This window comes from Xenophilus azovorans DSM 13620 (assembly GCF_000745855.1).
GTDB lineage: Bacteria > Pseudomonadota > Gammaproteobacteria > Burkholderiales > Burkholderiaceae_C > Xenophilus > Xenophilus azovorans.
This window is the reverse complement of the sequence record NZ_JQKD01000016.1, coordinates 14,504-34,948: the sequence shown is the minus strand read 5'-3', so window position 1 is coordinate 34,948 and position 20,445 is coordinate 14,504. Positions and strand designations below refer to the sequence as shown.

General features: G+C 72.8%; 19 protein-coding genes. 14 read left to right on the top strand and 5 right to left on the bottom strand.

Annotated features, from left to right (window positions below; genetic code table 11):
- Positions 1–19: 19 nt before the first annotated feature.
- A complete protein-coding gene (gene dnaE / locus Q392_RS10310) occupies positions 20–3,529 on the top strand; it encodes a DNA polymerase III subunit alpha (RefSeq protein ID WP_038205976.1) in 3,510 nt (1,169 codons plus the stop codon).
- Positions 3,526–4,479 carry a prolyl aminopeptidase gene (pip, locus tag Q392_RS10305; RefSeq protein WP_038205973.1) on the top strand — a complete coding sequence of 318 codons (954 nt, stop codon included), beginning with the start codon at positions 3,526–3,528 and terminating at the stop codon, positions 4,477–4,479. Before dnaE ends, pip begins: the two co-directional genes overlap by 4 nt.
- Before the next feature lie 4 nt (positions 4,480–4,483).
- On the opposite strand, the gene Q392_RS10300 is transcribed toward pip, so the two are convergent.
- Positions 4,484–5,023 (bottom strand): nucleoside 2-deoxyribosyltransferase, encoded by a 540-nt coding sequence (locus Q392_RS10300; RefSeq protein ID WP_038205970.1) that lies wholly within the window; start codon positions 5,021–5,023, stop codon positions 4,484–4,486.
- A gap of 53 nt (positions 5,024–5,076) precedes the next feature.
- Complete coding sequence (locus Q392_RS10295; protein ID WP_084216984.1) at positions 5,077–6,183, bottom strand: S1C family serine protease; 1,107 nt, start codon at positions 6,181–6,183, stop codon at positions 5,077–5,079.
- Between the two features lie 188 nt (positions 6,184–6,371).
- On the opposite strand from Q392_RS10295, the gene zigA reads away from it, so the two are divergent.
- Complete coding sequence (gene zigA, locus Q392_RS10290) at positions 6,372–7,571, top strand: zinc metallochaperone GTPase ZigA (protein WP_038205967.1); 1,200 nt, start codon at positions 6,372–6,374, stop codon at positions 7,569–7,571.
- Positions 7,572–7,581: 10 nt separating this feature from the next.
- Here zigA and Q392_RS10285 read toward each other — a convergent pair whose 3' ends face one another.
- Complete coding sequence (locus Q392_RS10285; RefSeq protein ID WP_038205964.1) at positions 7,582–8,019, bottom strand: Fur family transcriptional regulator; 438 nt, start codon at positions 8,017–8,019, stop codon at positions 7,582–7,584.
- Between the two features lie 104 nt (positions 8,020–8,123).
- Between Q392_RS10285 and cuyB the strand changes: the two genes are divergently transcribed.
- Complete coding sequence (cuyB, locus tag Q392_RS10280) at positions 8,124–8,855, top strand: cysteate racemase (protein WP_051953227.1); 732 nt, start codon at positions 8,124–8,126, stop codon at positions 8,853–8,855.
- Positions 8,856–8,861: 6 nt separating this feature from the next.
- Here the strand turns inward: cuyB and Q392_RS10275 are convergent, their stop codons facing one another.
- Both Q392_RS10275 and Q392_RS10270 read right to left on the bottom strand, forming a co-directional pair.
- Positions 8,862–9,749, bottom strand: a complete 888-nt coding sequence (locus Q392_RS10275) for a LysR family transcriptional regulator (RefSeq protein WP_038205961.1) — start codon at positions 9,747–9,749, stop codon at positions 8,862–8,864.
- Between the two features lie 30 nt (positions 9,750–9,779).
- Positions 9,780–10,640: an endonuclease/exonuclease/phosphatase family protein gene (locus tag Q392_RS10270; RefSeq protein ID WP_038205958.1), complete on the bottom strand. Its 861-nt coding sequence runs from the start codon at positions 10,638–10,640 to the stop codon at positions 9,780–9,782.
- 184 nt (positions 10,641–10,824) lie between these two features.
- On the opposite strand from Q392_RS10270, the gene Q392_RS10265 reads away from it, so the two are divergent.
- The 10 genes from Q392_RS10265 to Q392_RS10220 all read left to right on the top strand — a co-directional run bounded on the left by Q392_RS10265 (position 10,825) and on the right by Q392_RS10220 (position 20,438).
- The gene (locus Q392_RS10265; RefSeq protein WP_038205956.1) at positions 10,825–11,955 is read left to right on the top strand and encodes a YybH family protein; all 1,131 of its coding nucleotides are present in this window, start codon (positions 10,825–10,827) and stop codon (positions 11,953–11,955) included.
- Positions 11,952–13,205: a L,D-transpeptidase family protein gene (locus tag Q392_RS10260; protein WP_038205953.1), complete on the top strand. Its 1,254-nt coding sequence runs from the start codon at positions 11,952–11,954 to the stop codon at positions 13,203–13,205. The genes Q392_RS10265 and Q392_RS10260 overlap by 4 nt, the downstream gene beginning before the upstream one ends.
- A 181-nt stretch (positions 13,206–13,386) precedes the next feature.
- Positions 13,387–13,575, top strand: coding sequence for a Flp family type IVb pilin (locus Q392_RS10255; protein WP_038205950.1), 189 nt, complete (start codon positions 13,387–13,389; stop codon positions 13,573–13,575).
- A gap of 6 nt (positions 13,576–13,581) precedes the next feature.
- Entirely contained in the window at positions 13,582–14,028 is a 447-nt protein-coding gene (locus tag Q392_RS33870; RefSeq protein ID WP_084216983.1) for a prepilin peptidase, read from the top strand.
- A 2-nt stretch (positions 14,029–14,030) separates the two neighbouring features.
- Complete coding sequence (locus Q392_RS10245) at positions 14,031–14,462, top strand: TadE/TadG family type IV pilus assembly protein (protein WP_245610690.1); 432 nt, start codon at positions 14,031–14,033, stop codon at positions 14,460–14,462.
- A gap of 33 nt (positions 14,463–14,495) precedes the next feature.
- Entirely contained in the window at positions 14,496–15,476 is a 981-nt protein-coding gene (cpaB, locus tag Q392_RS10240; protein ID WP_038205947.1) for a Flp pilus assembly protein CpaB, read from the top strand.
- A 31-nt stretch (positions 15,477–15,507) separates the two neighbouring features.
- Positions 15,508–16,824, top strand: coding sequence for a type II and III secretion system protein family protein (locus Q392_RS10235; RefSeq protein WP_084216992.1), 1,317 nt, complete (start codon positions 15,508–15,510; stop codon positions 16,822–16,824).
- On the top strand, positions 16,821–18,161 hold the full coding sequence (locus tag Q392_RS10230; protein ID WP_157007899.1) for a CpaE/TadZ family protein: 1,341 nt from the start codon (positions 16,821–16,823) through the stop codon (positions 18,159–18,161). Before Q392_RS10235 ends, Q392_RS10230 begins: the two co-directional genes overlap by 4 nt.
- 11 nt (positions 18,162–18,172) lie before the next feature.
- Positions 18,173–19,483: a TadA family conjugal transfer-associated ATPase gene (locus tag Q392_RS10225; RefSeq protein ID WP_038205943.1), complete on the top strand. Its 1,311-nt coding sequence runs from the start codon at positions 18,173–18,175 to the stop codon at positions 19,481–19,483.
- Positions 19,476–20,438 carry a type II secretion system F family protein gene (locus Q392_RS10220; protein WP_038205940.1) on the top strand — a complete coding sequence of 321 codons (963 nt, stop codon included), beginning with the start codon at positions 19,476–19,478 and terminating at the stop codon, positions 20,436–20,438. Before Q392_RS10225 ends, Q392_RS10220 begins: the two co-directional genes overlap by 8 nt.
- Positions 20,439–20,445 lie beyond the last annotated feature (7 nt).

Genomic DNA, 20,445 nt, shown 5'->3' with positions numbered 1-20,445 from the left:
GCTTCCTAAAATCGACAGCATGTTCGTTCACCTGCGCCTGCACACCGAGTTCTCCGTCGTCGACGGCACCACCCGCATCGACGAGGTCGTCAAGGCCGCCGCGAAGGACGGCCAGCCCGCGCTGGCCATCACCGACCTCAACAACCTCTTCGGCGGCGTCAAGTTCTACAAGGAGGCGCGCGGCAAGGGCGTCAAGCCGCTCCTGGGCTGCGAGGTGATCGTGGAAGGGCTGGACGCCGACGCCGCGCCCGGCCGCATCGTGCTGCTGGTGCAGAACCACACCGGCTACCTGAACCTGTGCGAGCTGCTGGCGCGCGCCTGGACGCAGAACGTGGGCCGGGGGGAGGCCCAGGCCAAGGCGAAGTGGGAATGGATCGAGGCGCTGAACGAGGGCCTGATCGCGCTCTCGGGCGCGCAGGCGGGGCCGCTGGGCGCGCCGCTGGCCAGCGGCAACGCCGAGCGTGCGCGCGAGGCGGCGCTGCGGCTGGCGGGCCTGTTCCCGCACCGCTTCTACATCGAGCTGCAGCGCGCCGGCCGGCCGGAGGACGAGCCCCATGTGGTCGCGGCCGTGCAGCTGGCCGCGCGGCTGAACCTGCCGGTGGTGGCGACGCACCCGGTGCAGTTCCTGGAGGCCGACGAGTTCGAGGCGCACGAGGCGCGCGTGTGCATCGCCGAGGGCGAGATCCTGGGCAACCAGCGGCGCGTGCGACGTTTCACGCGCGAGCAGTACTTCAAGAGCGCGGCCGAGATGGAGCGGCTCTTCGCCGACGTGCCCAGCGCCATCGCCAACACGGTGGAGATCGCCCGGCGCTGCAACCTCACGCTCACGCTGGGCAAGCCGCGGCTGCCGGACTTCCCGATTCCCGAGGGGATGACGATCGACGAGTACTTCCGCGTCGAGTCGTTCAAGGGGCTGGACGAGCGCCTGGCGCACCTGTACCCCGACGCGGCGCAGCGCGAGCAGGAGCGCCCGCGCTACGTCGAGCGGCTGGAGTTCGAGATCGGCACCATCCTGAAGATGGGCTTCCCGGGCTACTTCCTGATCGTGGGCGACTTCATCCAGTGGGCCAAGGCCAACGGCTGCCCGGTGGGGCCGGGCCGGGGCTCGGGCGCCGGCTCGCTGGTGGCCTACGCACTGAAGATCACCGACCTCGATCCGCTCAAGTACAACCTGCTGTTCGAGCGCTTCCTGAACCCGGAGCGGGTGTCGATGCCCGACTTCGACGTCGACTTCTGCCAGGGCAACCGCGACCGCGTCATCGACTACGTGAAGGACAAGTACGGCCGCAACGCCGTCAGCCAGATCGCCACCTTCGGCACCATGGCCGCACGCGCCGCCATCCGCGACGTGGGGCGCGTGATGGACATGAGCTACACCTTCTGCGACGGCATCAGCAAGCTCATCCCCAACAAGCCGGGCAAGCCCGTCACGCTGCAGTACCCGCCGGCCGAGCTGTCCGAGGCCGACAAGGAGAAGTACGCCATCGCCGCCGAGCCGCAGCTGGCCGAGCGCATCGAGAAGGAGGAGGAGGTCAAATCCCTCGTCGAGATGGCGCAGCGGCTGGAGGGCATGACGCGCAACATCGGCATGCACGCCGGCGGCGTGCTGATCGCGCCGGGCAAGCTCACCGACTTCTGCCCGCTGTACCAGCAGCCCGGCAGCGAGTCGGCGGTGAGCCAGTACGACAAGGACGACGTGGAGGCCATCGGCCTGGTGAAGTTCGACTTCCTGGGGCTGGCGACGCTCACCATCCTGGAGATCGCGCGCGAGTTCATCATGCAGCGCCACAAGGGCCGGGAGGACTTCGCCTACGAGAACATCCCGCTGGACGACAAGCCCACCTACCGGCTCTTCCAGGACGGCAAGACGGAAGCGGTGTTCCAGTTCGAATCCCGCGGCATGCAGGGCATGCTGCGCGACGCGCGGCCGACGCGGCTGGAGGACCTGATCGCCCTGAACGCGCTGTACCGACCGGGCCCGATGGACCTGATCCCCAGCTTCGTGGCGCGCAAGCACGGCCGCGAGGAAGTCGAGTACCCGCACCCGGCCGTGGCCGACATGCTCAGCGAGACCTACGGGATCATGGTCTACCAGGAGCAGGTGATGCAGACCGCGCAGATCCTGGGCGGCTATTCGCTCGGCGGCGCCGACCTGCTGCGCCGCGCGATGGGCAAGAAGAAGGCCGAGGAGATGGCCGAGCACCGCGAGAAGTTCCGCGCCGGTGCGCTGGCCACCCACAACATCCCGCAAGAGAAGGCCGACGAGATCTTCGACCTGATGGAGAAGTTTGCGGGCTACGGCTTCAACAAGTCGCACGCTGCCGCCTACTCGCTGCTGGCCTACCACACCGGCTGGCTGAAGGTGCACTACACCGCCGAGTTCTACTGCGCCAACATGACGGTGGAAATGGACAACACCGACAAGCTGAAGGTGCTGTTCGAGGACGCGGTCAAGCACTTCGGCATGAGCTTCGAGCCGCCGGACGTCAACCGCGGCAACTACCGTTTCGAGCCGGTGAGCGACAAGGTGATCCGCTACGGCCTGGGCGCCGTCAAGGGCACGGGGCAGCTCGCCATCGAGGCGATCGTCAAGGCGCGCGAGGAGGGCGGGACTTTCAAGAGCCTGTTCGACTTCTGCGCCCGGGTGGACCGCCAGCGCATCAACAAGCGCACGGTGGAGGCGCTGATCAAGGCCGGCGCCTTCGACACGCTGCATGCCGACCGCGCGGCGCTGGTCGCCTCGCTGGACCGCGCCTTCGACTACGCCGCGGCGCAGGAGGCCAATGCCAACCAGGGAGGCCTGTTCGACATGGACGCCGACGCGCTGGGCAGCAGCACCGAGGAGCCGCCGCTGGCCGAGGTGCAGCCCTGGGGCGTGAAGGAGCGGCTGATGCAGGAGAAGACGGCCATCGGCTTCTACCTCTCGGGCCACCTGTTCGACGAGGTGGCGCGCGAGGTGCGGCAGTTCGCGCGGCGCAAGATCGACGACCTGATCGACAGCCGCGAGCCGCAGACCATCGCCGGCATCGTCTCCGGCGTGCGCGTCATCAACGGCCAGCGCGGGCGGCTGGCGCTGTTCGTGCTGGACGACAAGAGCGGCTCCATCGAGGCCGTGGCCGACGAGTCGGTGGCCGATGCCATGCGCCTCATCAAGGACGACGAGCTGGTCGTCGTCAGCGGCCGGCTGCAGCCGGGGCGCGGCGGCTTCGAGCCGCGCTTCAACGTGCAGCAGGTGTGGGATCTGGGCATGGCGCGCTGCCGCTTCGGCAAGTTCCTGCGCGTGGCCGTCAACGGCAAGCTGCCGGACATCGAGCGCATCGTGCGCGACTTCCCGCCGCGGCGCGAGCAGACCGAGGCCGGCGAGGTGCAGCAGGGCCTGCCGGTGCGGCTGGCGATGGCGCGCGCCGGCGCGCAGGTCGAGCTGCAACTGGGCGAGGCGGCGCGCTTCTTCCCGGCCGATGCGGCGCTGGCGAGCTGGATGGCGCAGGCCGAGGCGGGGCAGGCCGCCATCGTCTACGAGACGACATGACCACCCTGCGCACCCTCTACCCTGCGATCGAGCCCTACGCCAGCGGCATGCTGGACGTGGGCGACGGCCACAGCATCTACTGGGAGCGCTGCGGCACGCCGGGCGCGACGCCCGCGGTCTTCCTGCACGGCGGGCCGGGTGGCGGCCTCTCGCCGGCGCAGCGGCGCCTGTTCGACCCGGCGCGTTACGACGTGCTGCTGTTCGACCAGCGCGGCTGCGGCCGATCGACGCCGCACGCCTGCCTGGAGGCCAACACCACCTGGCACCTGGTCGAGGACATCGAGCGCCTGCGCGCGCTGGCGGGCGTGGAGCGCTGGCTGGTCTTCGGCGGCTCCTGGGGCTCGACGCTGGCGCTGGCCTATGCGCAGACGCATCCCGAACGGGTGAGCGCGCTGGTGCTGCGCGGCGTGTACACCGTCACGCGGGCCGAGCTGCAGTGGTACTACCAGTGGGGCGTGTCGGAGATGTTCCCCGACAAGTGGGAGCGCTTCCAGGCGCCCATTCCGCCCGAGGAGCGCCACGACATGATCGCCGCCTACCGCCGGCGGCTGGTGGGCGACGACGAGGCGGCGAAGCTCGCCTGCGCGCAGGCCTGGGCGATCTGGGAGGGCGAGACCATCACGCTGCTGCCCGACGCGGCCCTCAGCGAGCCCTTCCGCGACCCGCACTTCGCCCTGGCCTTCGCGCGCATCGAGAACCACTACTTCGTGCACGGCGCGTGGCTGGAGGAGGGGCAGCTGCTGCGCGACGCGCACCGCCTCGCCGGCATCCCCGGCGCCATCGTGCACGGCCGCTACGACATGCCGTGCCCGCTGCGCTACGCGTGGGCGCTACACCGCGCCTGGCCGGACGCGCAGTTCCACCTGGTCGAGGGCGCCGGCCATGCGTACTCCGAGCCGGGCATCCTCGACGCGCTGATCCGCAGCACCGACCGCTTCGCGCAGGGTTGACGGTTCAGCGGCCGAGCAGCGCCGCGATCCGGCGCAAGGCCGCCGCCGCGTCGGCCTCGATGGCGGTCGAGCGCGTGAGCATCAGGTTCATGCGCTGGCCCAGCCCCTCGACCATGGTGCCGCTGCCCGCCTCGCGCATCACGCCCTGCGCGTCGCGGGCGCAGCCGATGGCCGCGCACACGCGCTGCTCGTAGCTGGCCCCGGGCACGCCGTAGGCCACCACGGGCCGGCCCAGCGCCACCGCATAGCCGACCTCGAACACCGTGCCCGCATCCGGCTCCAGCCCGCGGAAGGGGGCGAGATGGGCGATCACGCCGTCGCAGCCGCGCAGCAGCCGCACGTTGCCCTCGTAGATGCGCTGCGCGATCTCGTCGTCGCTGCCGTGGCACGTGTCGGCGGCCGCGTCCGTCGGCGCCACGCCGTGCAGGCCGAGCGCATCGCACTGCGCCTTGAGGCCGGCGAACACGCGCTCGGCGTCGGGTAGGAACACGTCGGGCCCGGCCAGGTAGATGCGGGGGCGGCGGGATGGGTCGGGCAGGGGCATGGCAGGCAGGAGGTCCGGCCCCCGATGCTACGCGGCGATGCGGCGTGCCTCGGTCAGTCTTCCGGCGCCGCCAGCTTCACCGCCTGGCGGCGGGTGCTGCCGGCGCGCCACAGCGTCAGCATCACGGTGTCGCCGGGCTGGCGCTGCTCCAGCAGGGTGAACAGGTCGTCGGTGTTGGCCACGGGCCGGCCGTCCAGCGCGGTGATCACGTCGCCCGCGACGATGCCGCGCTCGCCGCGCATGAAGGGGCGCAGGCCGGCGCGCTCGGCCGGGCTGCCCGGCTGCACGCGCACGACGGCCACGCCGCGCGGCAGCTCCAGCGCGCGGTTGAGTTCCTGCGGCGCATAGGCGGCGCCCATCGCGGGGCGCACGAAGCGGCCGTCGCGGATCAGCCTGGGCACGATGCGGTTGACCTCGTCCACGGGAATCGAAAAACCGATGCCCGCGCTGGCGCCGGAGGGGCTGAAGATCGCCGTGTTCACGCCGATCAGCCGGCCCGCCGAGTCCAGCAGCGGGCCGCCCGAGTTGCCGGGGTTGATGGCGGCGTCGGTCTGGATGGCGCCGCGGATGGTGCGCCGGTTGACCGACTCGATCTGCCGGTCCAGCGCGCTGACGATGCCGGTGGTCATGGTCTGGTCCAGCCCGAAGGGGTTGCCGATGGCGAAGACCCGCTGACCCACCTGCAGGTCGGCGCTGGTGCCCAGCGGCAGCGGCCGCAACGTGCCGGCCGGGGCGTCGATCTTCAGCACCGCCAAGTCGCGCTCGGGGAACACGCCCACCAGCCGCGCGCGGTGGCTGCTCTGGTCGGCCAGCGTCACGCGGGCGGCGCTGGCGTTCTCGATCACGTGGAAGTTGGTGACGACGTGGCCCTGCGTGTCCCACACGAAGCCGCTGCCGGTGCCCTGCGGCACCTGCTGCACGTCGAGCGAGAACAGGTCGCGCTGCAGCCCGAGCGAGGTGATGTGCACCACCGAGGGCGAGGCGGCGCGGAACACGGCGATCTGGTTCAGCTCCTCGGCGCCGAGCGGCCCGCGGGCGGCCACCGGGCGCGGCGCGGCGGCGGGCCGCGGCTGGGCCGCCGCGGAGGTGATCGTCAGGGCGCCCAGCAGCAGGACGTGGGCGCAGAGGGAGGCAAGGCGTGGAGACGGACGTGCTGGCATCGCGGACGGATCTGCGGAAGGCGGGGTGCACGGGCCTGCCCCGGGGCGGGCCGGGCAGCCGAACTGTAGCGGCTGTGGCCGCCTGCGCGCCGCACCGGCCTTCGCCGCCCGGGGAGGGCCGGCCGTCGTCGGGCGGAAGGAAGTGCCATGAATGATTATGATAATGCGTTATCAATAAAGGACCTGCGATGCACCGCCTTCCCGTCACCGTGCTGTCCGGCTTCCTCGGCGCCGGCAAGACCACGCTGCTCAACCACATCCTGCACAACCGCGAGGGCCGCCGCGTGGCGGTGATCGTCAACGACATGAGCGAGGTCAACATCGACGCCGCGCTGGTGCGCGACGGTGGCGCCGGCCTGTCGCGCACCGAGGAGAAGCTGGTCGAGATGAGCAACGGCTGCATCTGCTGCACGCTGCGCGAGGACCTGCTGGTGGAGGTGCGCGCGCTGGCCCGGCAGCGCCGCTTCGACCACCTGGTCATCGAGTCCACCGGCATCTCGGAACCGCTGCCGGTGGCGGAGACTTTCACCTTCGAGGACGACGAGGGCCGCAGCCTCTCGGACGTCGCCCGGCTCGACACCATGGTGACGGTGGTGGACGCCTTCAACTTCCTGCGCGACTACGGCTCTTCCGACGCGCTGGCCGACCGCGGCGAGTCGCTGGGCGAGGAGGACACGCGCGCCGTGGTCGACCTGCTGATCGAGCAGGTGGAGTTCTGCGACGTGCTGGTGGTCAACAAGGCCGATTTGGTGAACGGGGCCGAGCGCGAGCGGCTGCTGGCGATCCTGCGGCGGCTCAACCCGCGCGCGCGCATCGAGCTGGCGGAGTTCGGCCGCGTGCCGCTGGCGCGGGTGCTGGGCACGGGCCTGTTCGACTTCGAGCAGGCCGCCGCGGCGCCCGGCTGGCTGCAGGAGCTGCGCGGCGAGCACGTGCCGGAGACCGAGGCCTACGGCATCGCCAGCTTCGTCTACCGTGCACGGCGGCCCTTCCATCCGCAGCGCTTCTGGGCGCTGGTGAACGAGGAGTGGCCGGGCGTGGTGCGTTCCAAGGGCTTCTTCTGGCTGGCCAGCCGGCCGCGCCATGCGGGCTCGTGGTCGCAGGCCGGCGGCGCCTGCCGGCACGGCGCGGCGGGCTGGTGGTGGGCGGCCGTGCCGCGCGCGCAGTGGCCGCAGGACGCCGAGTCGCGCGCCATCATCGAGGAGCACTGGATCGACGGCGTGGGCGACGCGCGGCAGGAGCTGGTGCTGATCGGCATGGGCATGGACGAGGCGGCCTTGCGCGCCCGCCTCGACCGCTGCCTGCTCACGCCCGACGAGATGGCCGCGGGGCCGCGCGCCTGGGTGCGCTACGAGGATCCGTTCCCGTCGTGGGAGCCGGCGGCCGCCTGAACGGGGCGGATCAGCGCCGGGCCGCTGTTTTGCCGCGCGCGGCCTTCGCCGGCCTGGCGCAGTCGGCGCACATCCCGTAGAGCGTCAGTTCGTGGCCGTCCACGCGGAAGCCGCGCGGCGCCCACCCGGCGAAGTCCTCCGTGCAGCCGTGCACGTCGAACACGCGCTGGCAGGCGCGGCACTGGAAGTGGTGGTGGTGCGAGTGGTGGGCCGACTCGTAGCGCGGCACCTCGCCCGGCAGCTCCACCACGCGGATCTCCTCGGCCTCGACCAGCAGCTTGAGGTTGCGGTAGACGGTGGCCATGCCCAGTTCGGCCACCTCGTCCTGGGCCAGCGCCAGGATTTCCTGGGGCAGCAGCGGCCGGCCGGCGGCGTCGATGGCGGCGCGGATGGCCGCGCGCTGGCGCGTGCCGCGCTGGAAGGCAGGCGAACTCTGTGGACCGGGCATGGCGGCATTCTGCGCGATCGGCCGGCGCCTGCCATTAGGCGGCCTGATGGATGCTGCGCCAGTCGCGATGACCCGGCCGTGCCGCCGCGGCCTAGCATGGCGCCATGATGTCCAGCCCCTGTCTTGCCGCCGTTCCTTCGCCCATCGGCGTGTTGGGCGGCATGGGGCCGCTGGCCACCATCGATTTCATGCACAAGCTGCTGGCCGCCACGCCCGCCGCGCGCGACCAGGACCACCTGCCGCTGCTGGTCAGCTCCATCCCCCAGGTGCCGGACCGCACCGCCGCCTTCCGCGGCGAGGGCGCTTCGCCGTTGCCGGCGCTGGTCGAGAGCGGGCGCCGCCTGGTGGACGGCGGCGCGGCGCTGCTGGTGATGCCGTGCAACACGGCGCACCTGTGGTTCGAGCCGCTGCAGGCGGCGCTGGGCGTGCCGATGCTGCACATCGTCGACATGGCGCTGGCCGAGGCGCGGCGGCACGTCGGCGCGGGCGCGCCGCTGGGCCTGCTGGCGACCGAGGCCACGCTGGACTCGGGCCTGTACACGGCGCGCGCGGCGGACGTCGCCTGGCGCCTGCCGACGCCGGCCGAGCGGGAGGCATGGATCACGCCGGGCATCGCCGCCGTCAAGGCCGGCGACCTGGGGCGCGGACGCATGCTGCTCGGCAAGGCAGCGGCCGCGCTGGCGGCGCGCGGCGCGCAGGCCCTGGTGCTGGGTTGCACCGAGATCCCGCTCGTGGTCGATGCCGGCACAGCGCCCGTGCCGGTGATCGACGCCACCGCCGCGCTGGCGCGCGCCACCGTGGCCTGGGCCGGCGGGCGCGAGGCGCTGGCCGCCTGAAGACCCTCAGGCCGCTTCGGCCACGGCCTTGAAGGCCTTGATGAAGTCGGCCACCGGCCGCGGCGAGCGCACGCCCTGCGGCAGCAGCGCGCGCACCTCCACGCCGATCTCCGGCAGCAGGGTGCGCGTGTGCAGCGCCGCGTCCTGCCGCGCCTGCGCGGTGAAGGAGTCGACGATCGCGGGGCCGAAGCCCTGCTCGGCCAGCACCAGCGCGATGTGATACGTCTGCACCGTGATGCCGCCGCTGGGCGCCACGCCCAGGCGCGACCACTGCTCGGCCAGCATGGTGCCGATCGGGTCGCGCTCGTCGATGCGGATGATGGGGCTGCGCAGCAACTCGTCCAGCGCCACGGTGGCGCGGCGGTCGGCGCCCGGCCGCTCGGCGCGCGAGACGCACACCAGCCGGCCGCGCGCGATCGGCTCCTCGTGCAGCGCGGGGTGCGGCGCGCTGCCGTAGACGATGCCGATGTCGCCTTCCTGCAGCACCATGGCCTGGGCGATCTCGCGTGAGTGCAGGGTGCGGATGGTCACCGGCATGTCCGGGTGCCGCTGGCGGAAGCGCCGCAGCGCCTCGGGCAGCGCCTTCACCGCCAGCGAAGGGACGACCAGGATGCGCAGCGGCGTGCCCTCGTCGCGGCCCAGCGCGGTGGCCAGGCGGCGCACGCGCTCCAGTTGCGCCATCAGCGGCTGCACCTCCGCGTAGAGGGCCTGCGCTTCGCGCGTGGGCACCAGGCGGTTGCGCTGGCGGGTGAAGAGGGCGTAGCCCAGTTGCAGCTCGGCGTGCTGCAGCGTCTGCGTGGCGGCCGGCTGCGTCACGTGCAGCAGGCGGGCGGCGGCGCTCACGCTACCGGTGAGCATGATGGCGTGGAAGACCTCGAGGTGCTTGAGCTTCATGTCGCCGTGCAGTGTGCACGAGGCGGGGAGTCAGGCCAGTTCGATGGCGACCGGCTGGTGGTCCGACACCCGGGTCGCGGTGTCCACCGCGATCGACTTCAGGCGCGGCGCCAGGCCGTCGCTGAGGAAGACGAAGTCGCAGGCCACCGGGTCGGGACCGTAGGTGCGGTCGAACAGGCGGAAGGTGGGCGGGTGGGGCGCGTCGCGGTGCATGACGCGCCAGGCGTCGCGCAGGCGGGCCTCGCCCGCGCCGGCGTCGAAGGGCTGCTGGATCACCTCGTATTCCGGCTCGCACGCGCCCAGGTTGAAGTCGCCGCACAGCACGGCGTGCGGCGTGTGCGGCTTGGCGCGGAAGGGCGAGCCGTCCTCGTCGGCCGCGGGCGGCGCGGCGGCCAGCGCGCAGGCGGACTGGTGCAGCGCGCGCAGGGCGCGGGCCTGGGCCATGCGCTGCACCGGCGAGTAGTACTCCAGGTGCGTGGTCATCACGCGTACCGGCCCGAGGCCCGGCGCGTCGACGGTGACGACGGTGCACATGCGCGGCATCGAGCGCACGCCGGCATCGGCCGGCCAGGGCAGGGGATGGTGCTCCACGCGGCGCACCGGCAGGCGTGTGGCGATCAGGTTGCCGAAGCGCTGGCGCCGGCCATCGGGCGTGAACTCGTCGACCGCGGCGCCGAAGAAGAGCGAATGGCCCGGCAGCAGCGCCGCCAGCTCGGCCGGCTGGTCGCCGGGGCGGCCCGGCATCGTGTCGTCGTAGCCCTGCGCGATTTCCTGCAGGCACAGCACGTCGAAGTCGGCCAGGAGCGCACGGGCGCCCTCGACGATGCGGCGTGGGCTGACGATGCCGTCCAGGCCGCAGCACCATTGGGTGTTCCAGGTGACGATGCGCATGGGTGTCGTGTTCCGAGGGGCCGGCTCCGGGCAGGCGCGTTGCCGGCCTGCGAGGGTACCCCATGCCGCTGCGCCGGAGCTTCCGCGCGCCGGGCGGAATGCGCCCGGGCGCCGCCGAGCGGCCGTGAGACAGTCGTCACGAAATGTGAATTTGTGACGGCCGCCGATAGAATCGCGCGCCGTGATGACCTATCGCTTTTCCATCCCGACGAGGGTACGTGCCATGGGCCGGGCGAGCCTGCTGGGATGGTCGCTCCTGGCGGCTGCCGCCGCTGCCGCCGCGACGGGCGGCGACCATGCCGCCGTGGACTCGCTGATCCAGGCCCGGCGCTACGACGAGGCGCGGGCCCTCGCGGACAAGTTCCTGGCCGACCGGCCGCGCGACGTGCAGATGCGCTTCCTCAAGGGCGTGATCCAGCTCGAGACCGACAGGCGCAGCGAGGCCATCGCCACCTTCACGCAGCTGACGCAGGACGCGCCCGAACTGCCCGAGCCGTACAACAACCTGGCCGTGCTCTATGCCGGCCAGGGCCAGTACGACCGCGCCCGCGCGGCGCTGGAGTCGTCGCTGCGCACCAACCCCAGCTACGCGACGGCGCAGGAGAACCTGGGCGACGTCTATGCGCGGCTGGCGGCGGATGCCTACAGCCAGGCGCTGCAGATGGAAGGCAGCAGCCCCGCGGCCGCGCCCAAGCTGGCGGCGATCCGTTCGCTGTTCCAGGGCCCGGGCGCGCCGGCCGCGGGCCCGGCGGCGCTGGCGTCCGCGCAGGCGGCCGGCGCCTCGCGGCGCGCGCAGGCTGTCGCGGCGTCCGCACCGGCTGCCACGCCACCCGCCGTTGCCGTTGCTGCTGCTCCTGCGGCGCCCGCCAGGCCCGTGCCCGCGGCGCCGGCGCCCGAGCCGAAGGCCGCACCGGCGCCGGCGCCTGCGCCGGTGGCCGCATCCACGGCCGCGCCCGCCTCGTCGGAGGCGGCCTCGAAGCAGGCGGTCGAGCAGGCCGTGCGCGCCTGGGCCGCCGCCTGGTCCGCCAAGGACATGCAGCGCTACCTCGACGCCTACGCCAAGGACTTCGTGCCCGCGGGCGGCCAGTCGCGCAAGGCGTGGGAGGAGGAGCGCCGCGTGCGCATCGAGGGCAAGACCGACATCAAGGTGAGCCTGGACGACCTGGTCATCGGCATCGACGGCGACACCGCGCGGGCGCGCTTCCGCCAGAGCTACCGCTCCAATGCGCTGAACGTGCGCAGCCGCAAGACGCTGGAACTCAAGCGCGAAGGCACCGACTGGCACATCACGCGCGAAGCCGTCGGGAACTCATGACGCCCGCGTTGCGCCGGACGGGCCGCAGCGTCGCCTCCGCGGCGCTGGCCTGCGTGCTCGCATGCGCCGGCGCGGCGGTGCAGGCCGCGGCGGGGGCATCGCATACCGCTGCGCCTGCGTCCACCGCGCTGCGCACGGCCGACGGCGCCGAGGCGCGGCTGCTGGAGGTCTATGCCCTGATCGGCCAGGGACGGCAGGCCGAGGCCCTCGCCAAGGCCGGGCAGCTGGCGCGCGCCTGGCCCACCTTCCAGGCCGCGCAGCTGGTCCATGCCGACCTGCTGGCGCTGCGCCTGCCGCCGGCCGGCCGCCGCGCGGTGGAGCAGCGCCTGCAGGCGCCCGGCGCGGCCGAGGCCCTGCGCAGCCTGCGCGACGAATCTGCGCGCCGGCTGGAGGCGCTGCGCCACCGGCCCGCGCCCGGCACCGTGCCCGCGCAACTGCTCGCCGTGCCCGCCTCCAGCCGCTACGCGCTGGCCGTCGACGTGTCGCGCTCGCGCATGTACGTGCTGCGCAACACTCGCCAGGGGCTCGAACTCGCGGCGGACTACTACGTCTCGCTCGGCAAGGCCGGCGCCGGCAAGCGCGTGGAAGGCGATGCGCGCACGCCCCTCGGCGTGTACCACGTCACCAGCAACCTGCCCGCGCGCACCCTGCCGGACTTCTACGGCGCCGGCGCGCTGCCGCTGAACTATCCCAACGCCTTCGACCGGCGCGAGGGCCGCACGGGCAGCGGTATCTGGCTGCACGGCTCGCCGCCCGAGCAGTACGCGCGGGCCCCGCTCGCCACCGACGGCTGCGTCGTGCTCGCCGACAACGACCTGCGCCAGCTCCTGCGCATGGCCGATGTCGGCGCCACGGTGGTGACCATCGCGCCGCGGCTGGACTGGATTCCCCAGGCCGAGGCGCGCGCGCAGGCCCAGGCGCTGCGCCGCCAGGTGCTGGCCTGGAACGAGGCGCGCGCCGAAGGGGACCTGCAGCGCTGGCAGTCCTTCTACCTGCCCGATGCGGTGCGCGCGGGCCGCCTCGGGCAGCAGCGCCCCGCGCTGCGCGACGAGCTGGCGCAGACGGCCGGGCGCGGCCGGCCGATCGAGCTGAAGGACGTGTCGGTGCTGCGCTGGCGCGACGAGCGGCAGGAGCTGATGGTCGTCAACTTCGGCGAGGTGCCGCGCGGCGAGCGTACCGGCGCCTCGCGGCGCCAGTACTGGCTGCACGCGCCCGGGGGCTGGAAGATCTTCCACGAAGAGTGGCTGTAGCCGTGCGCGCTCATCGAGGCGATCGCGTGCAGAACAAGTGTGTCATTCTGAGAAAAAAAGTATCGGGCCTGAGCAAAGGAGTACTTTTGTTGGCTTGTTGGACCAAGGAAGCGTTACTAGCATCATCCACAAGACACATTTGTAAACAGATTTCACCAAGCCACGCAAAAAGGAGTGCCCCATGAACAAGCTGATCAACTTCTGGAACGACGAGGAAGGTGCGACCGCGATCGAGTACGGGATCATCGCGGGATTGATCGCGGTGGCCATCGTCACGGTTGTTGGAACGCTTGGGGACCAGTTGAATGCTGCTTTCCAGGCGATCTCCACCGCGTTGACTGAAGCAGGATTCGCAGCCCCTGGGCCGTGATGATCATTGCGCCATTTTTTCGTACTGTGGCTTATCGGCGCCATCGTTTTTGATTGGCGCCTCAGGCGAGTTCCCAACTGGCTGGTATTGGCGGGTGCGCTGGGTGCAATTGGCGCGTTGGCAATTCACTTGGTGCCCTTGCACATCGGCTGGGCCGACGCACTTTCGGCCTGTGCCGCCACCTTCGTTTTTCTGCTGTTGTTCTACGCCGCGGGCCTGATGGGCGCCGCGGACGTGAAATTCGCCGCCGCGCTCGCGCTGTGGCTGGGCTTGGAGGGAATGCTGTGGACATGGATCGGTGCAAGCCTGCTGGCCGCCGTGCATTCCATCGGCTTGATGCAGATGCGCCGGTGGACCGGGGCAGTGCGCCAGCGGCGCCGCGAGGTGCCCTACGCCGCGCACCTGGCCACCGCGGCGCTGGCCTGGATGGCCTGGGCCAGCGCGGCTCGGTGAGCGTGGAGTTCGTCCTGCTCTTCCCGGTGCTGTTCCTCATCCTCTACGGGCTCATCACCTATGCGCTGATCTTCAGCGCGCAGCACACCCTGTCGCTGGCCGCCGCCGAGGGCGGGCGGGCCGCCCTGCGCTACCAGCGCGCGGACACGGCGGAGGAGGCGCTGGCCCTGCGCGCCGCCGCCGCGCAGAGCGCCGCCGGGCAGTCGCTGAACTGGCTGCGCAACATCGCCGGCGTCGACGCGGTGAGCGTGCCGCTGCCGGTGGCGCAGGCCTGCGCGTCCGACGCCGCGCTGCGCTGCCTGCAGGTCAGCGTGACCTACGACTACCAGGCCGCGCCGCTCGTCCCCCGCCTGCTGGGGCCGCTGTCGCTGCCGACCCCGGCCCAACTGAGCAGCGAGGCGGTCGTGCAGATCGGCCCGATGCAGCTTCTCTGACCCTTCACGCCGAGCCGCCCGAGCCTCCCATCCATGTCCCGCTACGTCCGCCTCGCCGCCCTCGCGCTCCTGCTGTTGGCCCTCGCCCTGGGCGGCTATGCCTGGCTGCTGGGACGCAAGCCGCCGCCGCCGGCGGCCGGCGCACCGGCCGCCGCCAGCGCGCCGGCCGCGCGCCAGTACGCCGTGGTCGTCGCGGCCAAACCGCTGCCGGCCGGCGAGCCGATCGCACAGGACGCGGTGCGCGTCGTGCAGCTGCCCATCAAGCCCGCCGATGCGCTGGCCGACACCGCTGCCGCCGTGGCCCGCGTGCCGGTGTACGACATCGCGGAGAACACGCCGCTGACCGAAAGCCAGCTCGTCTCCGGCCTGGCGCTGCGGCTGGAGCCGGGCGAGCGCGCGGTGGCCGTCAAGGCCGACGAGGTGATGGGCGTGGGCAACCGGGTGCGCCCGGGCGACTTCGTCGACGTGTTCTTCGTGCTCAAGAGCGACGGCAAGGACGTGGACCGCAGCCAGGCCCGCCTGCTGCTGCCGCGCATGCGGGTGCTGGCCTTCGGCAGCGCTTCGGTCGACGGCGCGCCGGCCGCTGCCGGCAACGGCCAGCGCGGCAATGCCGGGCGGCCGGAGCCGGCGCGCACCGCGGTGCTGGCGGTGCCGGTGGACCAGGTCAACCGCCTGGCGCTGGGCGACGCGAGCGCGCGCCTGCTGCTGGCGCTGCGCCGGCCCGACGACGAGGCGGTGCCGGACGCGGACCTGTTCGCCCCGCTGCCCACCGCGCTGCAGCCGCTGCCCGCGCGCGCGCCGGCGCCGCCGCGTCCGCCGCTGGCCGGCATCGACCGCGCCCAGGCGGGCCTGGCCACCGCCGACCTGGCGGCAGGCGGCAGCGCCCGCGCGCCGCAGCAGCGTGCCGCGCCGACGCCGCGCCTCGTTCCGCAGGCGCAGGGCGCCGCCGCCGCTGCGTCGGGCCACGAGGTCGAGGTGTTCCGCGGCGCGCAGCGCGAGACGCTGCGGTATTAGCCGAACCCCGATGCTCCGCGCCGTGCCTTTCATGACATCCCATCGCAGCCTTCCCTTCCTTCGCTGCCGCCGCGCCGGCGCCGCGCTGCTGCTGTTGCCCCTGCTGGCTCCGGCCCAGGTGCAGACGCAGGCGCGCACGCAGCCCGCCGTGCAGCGCCTGCCGAATGCGGCCGAGCGCATCGACATGCGCACCGGCAGCCAGCGCGAACTGCTGTTCGACGCCGGCGTCGAGCGCATCGCGATCGCCGACGAGGCGGTGGCGAGCGTGGCGGTCTCGCGCCAGCGCGCCGGCACCGCGGCGGCGCGGCTGATCCTCACGGCCCGGGGCGCGGGCCAGACCACGCTGATGGTGTGGGAGCGCGACCGGCCGGCCGCGCGCACCTACCGGATCGAGGTGCAGCGCCCGACGGCGCAGGTCGAAGGCCGCTTCGTCGACGGCGACGCGCAGGCCGGCGCGCGTGCCGACGCGCTGGCCCGCCACGCCGACAAGACGCCGCTGCTCGACCGCTCGGTGCTCGACGTGCGCAGCCACACGGTGCAGGTGGACGTGAAGGTCGTCGAGTTCAACCGCAACCTGCTCAAGCAGGTGGGCGTCAACCTGTCCAGCTACGGGCCCAACAGCCACGGCTTCAGCTTCGGCAGCCTGGGGGGCGGCGTGCTGGCCGATGCCTTCCAGGTGGCGCTGGGCTTCGGCAAGGCCAACAAGGGCCGCGGCCTGACGCTGACGCTGAACCTGCTGGAAGGCGACGGCCTGGCCCGGGTGCTGGCCGAGCCCTCGCTCGTCACCCTGTCGGGGCAGAGCGCCAGCTTCCTGTCGGGCGGCGAGCTGCCGATCCCGGTGGCGCAGGGGCTGGGCACCACTACCATCGAATACAAGCCCTACGGCATCGGCCTGACCGTCACGCCCACCGTGCTGTCGAACGACCGCATCGCCCTGAAGGTCGCGCCCGAGGCCAGCGAGCTGGACTACGCCAACCGCGTCAGCGTCGACGGCGCCCCGGTGCCGGCCATCACCACCCGCCGCGCCGACACCACGGTCGAGCTGGGCGACGGCGAGAGCTTCATCATCGGCGGGCTGGTCAGCCGCCAGACCACCTCCAACGTGGACAAGGTGCCGCTGCTGGGCGACGTGCCGGTGCTGGGCAGCCTGTTCCGCCAGAACGACTTCCAGATGCGCGAGAAGGAACTGGTGATCGTCGTCACGCCGCACCTGGTCAGGCCGCTGGCGCGCGGCACCGACCTGCAGCCCTACCTGCCGGGCGAGCAGAACGAGCGGCGCGACCCGGCCGTGTGGGGCCAGATCCTGTCCGGCAGCGCCGTCTTTCCCGTGCCGGGGTTCTCGCAATGAACCGCTCCCACCTGCGTCCCGCCACCGGCTTCGACACGCTGTCGCCCGACACCGAACCCGGCGGCGTCGCCGAGCCGGTGCAGGCCGGCCCGCAGCGCTACCTGCTGGTGTCGGCCGACGACGCGCACGGCGCCTGGCTGGCCCGCGCGCTGCTGCGCCAGGGCCGGGTGCTGCCGGCGGTGACCGACACGCAGGCGCTGGAGGCGCAGATCGCGCGCCACGGGCCGCATGCCGTGTTCCTCGACTTCTGCAGCGCCGAGGTGGTGCAGGACGTGCCGCGGGCGCTGGCCCAGCGCTGGCCCGGCGTGCCGGTGCTCGGCGTCGGCCGCGCCGGCCAGCCGGCCTCGCTGCTGGCGGCGCTGCGGGCCGGCGTACACGACTTCATCGACCTGGATGCCGGCGAGGACGACGCGGCGCACACCGTGGCGCAGGTCCTGGCCCGGCAGCCTGCGGCGCAGGCCGCGCCGCAGGGCCGCACGGTGGCGCTGCTGGGGGCGCGCGCCGGCCTGGGCGTGACCACGCTGGCCGTCAGCCTGGCGCTGCTGCTGCAGCAGCCGGAGCCGCCGCGGCGCGGCCGCGCGGCCAGGGCCACGGCGTCGCCCGGCGACGAGGACCATGGCGTCGCGCTGCTCGATTTGGGCCTTCCCGCGCGCGACGGCCTGCTGTACTGCGACATCGACAACGCCTTCAGCTTCGTCGACGGCGTGCGCAACCTGCGCCGCCTGGACCGCACGCTGGTGCAGAGCGCCTTCGCGCGCCATGCCGGCGGCGCGGCGGTGCTGCCGCTGCCGGCCGCGCTGGGGCAGATGCGCGAGATCTCCCATGCCGACGCGGTGTCGCTGATCCGGCGCCTGAGCGACTTCTTCGCCTTCCAGATCGTCGACCTGGGCGGCTTCTCGCCGGTGGAGTTCGTCGCCCACGCCGCGCGCAGCGCCGACCGCGTGTTCGTGGTGTGCGACCAGAGCATCGGCGGCGTGGTGTCCACCGCCGCGCTGCTGCGCGAGCTGGAGGCGCGCGGCCTGCCGGCGCAGCGCCTGGCGCTGGTGGTCAACCAGTTCGACCCGCAGGCCGGGCTGCCCGCGGCCGACATCGCGCAGCGCCTGGGCCTGCCGCTGGCCCGCGTGGTGCCGGCGCGCCGCGCCGCGCTGCTGGCCGCCGCGGGCCGCGGCGAGATGCTGGTGCATGCCGCGCGCAGCGACCCCTACACGCAGGCCGTGCAGGCGCTGGCGCGCGACCTGCGCGAAGGCGGCTGCGCGCCGCCGCCCCTCGCGCCGCGCCGCGGCGGGGCGTGGCAGGCGCTCAAGAACAGGATGCTCGGACGGGGCAGGACGGCCTGAGGACCATCGGGATGGAAGCAGAGATCGAGTTTTCCGACGACGGCCAGAAGTTCGTCCAGTCGCAGCAGTTCCAGGACATCAAGGCCTGGATGCACGACCACCTGCTGTCGCGCATCGAGGAGCTGGGGGCAGAGTTCGGCCGCTGGTCGCGCCAGTCGATCCAGCAGTTCGTCGAGCTGGAGCTGGAGAGCTTCGTGCGCATGCAGCGCGTGCCGATCAACGAGCGCGAGACGCAGCTGATCGCCGATGCGCTGACCAAGGAGCTGGCCGGCTTCGGCCCGCTGGAGGACCTGCTGGCCGACCCGGCGGTGGAGGACATCCTCATCAACGGCCACAAGAGCGTGTACGTGTCGCGGCGCGGCATGCTGCAGCGCGAATCGCTGCGCTTCGCCGACGACGAGCACGTGATCCGCATCGTGCGTCGCATCCTGGCGCCCATCGGGCGGCGGCTGGACGAGGCCAACCCGATGGTCGACGCGCGCCTGCCCGACGGCGGGCGCATCAACGTCATCATCGAGCCGCTGGCCATCGACGGCGTGTCGGTGTCGATCCGCAAGTTCCGCAAGGACCCGCTCACGCCGGCCGACCTGATCAAGCTCGGCACCTTCGACGCCGGCATCGCGCAACTGCTGGAACTGGCCGTGCGGGCGCGCTGCAACGTGCTGGTCAGCGGTGGCACCAGCTCGGGCAAGACCTCGCTGCTCAATGCGCTGGCCACCTTCATCCCCGACGGCGAGCGCGTGGTGACCATCGAGGACACCGCCGAGCTCGCGCTCGGGCACTCGCACGTGGTGCGGCTGGAAAGCCGGCCCGGCGGCTTCGACGGCGCCGGCGTGGTGACCATCCGCGACCTGCTGCGCAACAGCCTGCGCATGCGGCCCGACCGCATCATCGTGGGCGAGGTGCGCGGCGCCGAGGTGATCGAGATGCTGCAGGCCATGGGCACCGGCCACGACGGCTCGATGGGCACCATCCACGCCAGCTCGCCGCGCGAGTGCCTGTACCGGCTGGAGATGCTGGCCGGCTTCGCCGGCTACCAGGGCAGCGAGGTCAGCCTGCGCCGGCAGATCGCCAACGCCATCGACTTCATCGTGCAGATCGGCCGCCTGCCCGGCGGCGAGCGGCGCATCCTGTCGATCTCCGAGATCACCGGCGTCAACGACAACGTGGTGGCGATGCAGGAGCTGTTCCGCCACGAGCCGGTGCACGGCGCCGACGGCGCGGACCGCGACCGCTGGGTCTCGCTGGGCATCGCCCCGCATTCGCCCAAGATCGCGCGCCTGCGCCAGGCGATGCGCGCGGCAGGGGAGCGGCGTGGCTGAACGCCAGCTGCTGGTGCTGGCCGCCGCGGCGCTGCTGGCGGCGGCGGCCCTGTGGCTGTGGGCATGGGCGGCACGCGAGCGCGCGCGCCAGCGCGCCGGCGAGCACCTCGAACGCCAGTTGCGCGCCGGCGACCAGCTGCCGCAGGACGCGGCGCCCTGGATGCGCGCGCTGGCCGACCTGCCGGAAGCGGCGCCGCCGGCGCAGGCCGCTGCCGCCCCCGCGCGGCGGCCGGCGCGCTGGATGCCCGGCTGGCTCGACGGCGCCGTCGAGCCCGGCCGGCTGCTGGCCGGGCTGGCCCTCGTGCTGCTGGCGGTGGCGGTCGCGGGCATCGCCCTCGGGCCGGTGGCCGCCGCCGGCGCGGCCGTGCTGTGCACGGCGCTCGGCGCCTTCGCGCTGTGGCTGGCGGTGCAGCGGCTGCGGCGCCGGCTGGCGCAGCAACTGCCGCCCTTCATCGACGCGATGGTGCGCCTGATCACCATCGGCAACTCCACCCAGGCCGCCTTCCAGCTCTCGGTCGGCAACAGCGCCGAGCCGCTGCGCGGGCACCTGGAGCGCGCCGCCAGCCTGGTGCGCGCCGGCGTGGAGCTGGACCAGGCGCTGCACCAGACCGCCCGCGCCGTGCGCATCGAGGAGATGGCGCTGCTGGCGGCCATCCTCGGCCTGAGCGTGCGCTACGGCGGCCGGGCCGATCTGCTGCTGGAGCGCGTGGCCCACTTCATGCGCGACCGCGAGCAGGCCGAGCAGGAGCTGATGGCGCTGTCCTCCGAGACGCGGCTGTCGGCCTGGATCCTGGGCCTGCTGCCGCTGGCGGTGGGCTTCGCGATCGTCATGCTCAACGCGGCCTACTTCACCCGCATGTGGCAGGACCCGACGGGCCGCATGCTGCTCTTCGGCGCCGGCGGGCTGCAGCTCCTGGGCGCCGTGCTGCTGTACCGACTGGCACGGCTGGATTGAGGGGAGG